This is a genomic window from Streptomyces sp. SID11385 (assembly GCF_010548245.1).
Taxonomy (GTDB): Bacteria; Actinomycetota; Actinomycetes; order Streptomycetales; family Streptomycetaceae; genus Streptomyces.
The window spans coordinates 1-2,360 of the sequence record NZ_JAAGLR010001036.1 but is presented as its reverse complement, the minus strand read 5'-3'; the positions used below and the strand labels follow the sequence as shown (position 1 = coordinate 2,360).

The window sequence follows — 2,360 nt, the reverse complement described above, 5'->3', positions numbered from 1 at the left end:
GCCCCGGGCCCCGCTCCTCAAGCGCCGGAGGGGCTGCTTTCTTCGCTGGGGGGATTGCTATTCGTTGCTGCTGTTGGATCGTTGAAGATTCGACGGGTTGCGGGGGCGGCCCAGGACCTTGTCGACTCGGGAGGTGACTCCCCAGGTGGTGACGCGCCACAGGGCCTCGGCGACGATGTTGCGGCTCATCTTGCTGGTGCCGAGTTCGCGTTCGACGAAGGTGATGGGGACCTCGACGACGCGGTAGCCGGAGCGGACCGCGCGGCGGGCCAGGTCGACCTGGAAGCAGTAGCCCTGGGAGTCGACGTCCGCGAGGCCGAGGCCGCGCAGGGTCTCGGCGCGAAAGGCCCGGAAGCCGCCCGTGACGTCGCGCAGCGGGACGTCGAGGAGGAAGCGCGAGTACGTGGAGCCCCCGCGCGAGAGGAGTTCGCGGGACTTGGGCCAGTTGACGACGCGCCCGCCCGCGATCCAGCGGGAGCCGAGGACGAGGTCGGCGTCGCGCAGGGCGGTCAGGAGCCGGGGAAGTTCCTCCGGCTGGTGCGAGCCGTCCGCGTCCATCTCGACGAGGACGTCGAAGCCGTGGTCGAGGCCCCAGGCGAAACCGGCGAGGTAGGCGGCGCCGAGCCCTTCCTTGCCCTTGCGGTGCAGCACCTGGACGTGGGGGTCCTCGGCGGCGAGTTCGTCGGCGAGGGCCCCGGTGCCGTCCGGGCTGTTGTCGTCCGCGACGAGGACGTGCGCCTCGGGCACCGCTTTGCGGACGCGGCCGACGATCGTGCGGACGTTCTCCGCCTCGTTGTACGTCGGGATGATCACCAGTGCCTCGCCCAGCGGCGGGCGCTGTCCGTCCCGGCTGCCCGGCAGACCCTCGCCTGCGTTCACTGCTGCCCCTTACGTGCCGATCCGTGCGAGTGACCACCTTAGTTGCCCATACCGGCGGTCGTGGCCACGGCGGCGACACGGGGAGGCGGGGGCGGGATACGACGACCACACGTCCGGGGGATGTGCGGGGAGAAGCTGACGCGGGGCGTGCGGAAGCGCTGCGGATGAGGGCCCGGCGCCCTTCGGGCCGGCCAGGGACCCGCTGGCTGCGGATCGACCGTGAACCGTTGTCTACTGAGCGGCCGGGCCCCACCCGGGTCACACCGTCCCCCACGCCGCTGGCGGGGAGGGACCCCTTCCTCGTACGAAGCGTTCCCGTGTCCGGTGGACGCGGACGCTGGACCTGGCTCGCGTGGGGAGGAACTCCGGCGCGTTCCCCCCGTGGCCCAGTCGCGCCCAGCGGATGCGCGGGACGTCGCCGATCGGTTGTCCGGTGGTGGACCCGGCCGAACCTACCCGCCGACCGCCGCACCCTGTCAACACCCGTGGCCCGGGGCCCGGGGCGGAGTGTCGCGCGATCCCGCAGGTCAGCGGCGAGTCCCGGGGCCGCCGGGGGCCGGTCGGGCCCGCAGACTCAGGCCCGCGCGGGCACGGGGGCACATCACCCCAGCGGCCGTACGCGCCGCCGCGGGTCCACCCGGACGGCCCCGCCGTGCCCTCAGGCCCCGGCCCGGAAGACCTCCCGGCCCCCGACGACCGTCACGAGGCACTCGGGAAGCGGGGTGCCCGGGGTGAGGTCGGGCAGGCCCGGGGTGCCGGAGCGGGGGTCCGTGGACCAGCGGGCGACGCGGTCGTCGGGGGCCTGTACGACGAGGGCGCCCGTCCGCCAGACGGCGTAGTCCGCGGGGGCGCCGGGGACCAGGGTGCCCGCGTCGTCGCGGCCCGCGGCGCGCCAGCCTCCCCGGGTGTGGGCGGTGAAGGCGGCCCGTACCGAGACGCGGTGCTCGGGCGTGTGGTGGAAGGCGGCGGCGCGCACGGTGCCCCAGGGGTCGAGCGGGGTCACCGGGGCGTCCGAGCCGAGCGCGAGCGGCACACCGGCCCGCAGGAGGGCGGCGAAGGGGTTGAGGGTACGGGCCCGCTCGGCGCCGAGCCGGGCCGCGTACATGCCGTCCTCGCCGCCCCACAGCGCGTCGAAGGCCGGCTGCACGGAGGCGGTCAGGCCGAGGGCGGCGAAGGCCGCGATCGACTCGGCGTCGAGCATCTCGGCGTGTTCCACGCGGTGGCGCAGCGCGCGCACCCGGTCCAGGCCCGTCTTCTCGGCCGCCGCGCGGAAGCCCGCGACGACCGCGCCGAGCGCCGCGTCCCCGATCGCGTGGAAACCGGCCTGGAGCCCGGCCTCGGTGCATGCCGTGACGTGCTCGGCGACCGCCTCGGCGTCGAGGTAGGGGGTGCCGCGGTGGCCGCTCGCCGCGTCCTCGTACGGCGTGTGCAGGCACGCGGTGTGCGAGCCGAGCGCGCCGTCGGCGAAGAGGTCGCCCGCG

At 75.2% G+C, this 2,360-nt stretch carries 2 protein-coding genes; both read right to left on the bottom strand.

The genetic code is table 11. The features are described 5' to 3' along the window. Positions 1–57 precede the first annotated feature (57 nt). Positions 58–879 carry a polyprenol monophosphomannose synthase gene (locus tag G3I42_RS31855; RefSeq protein ID WP_164291162.1) on the bottom strand — a complete coding sequence of 274 codons (822 nt, stop codon included), beginning with the start codon at positions 877–879 and terminating at the stop codon, positions 58–60. A gap of 658 nt (positions 880–1,537) precedes the next feature. Next, positions 1,538–2,360: amidohydrolase family protein (locus G3I42_RS31850; protein ID WP_164291161.1), on the bottom strand; the 823-nt coding region annotated here is incomplete at its 5' end.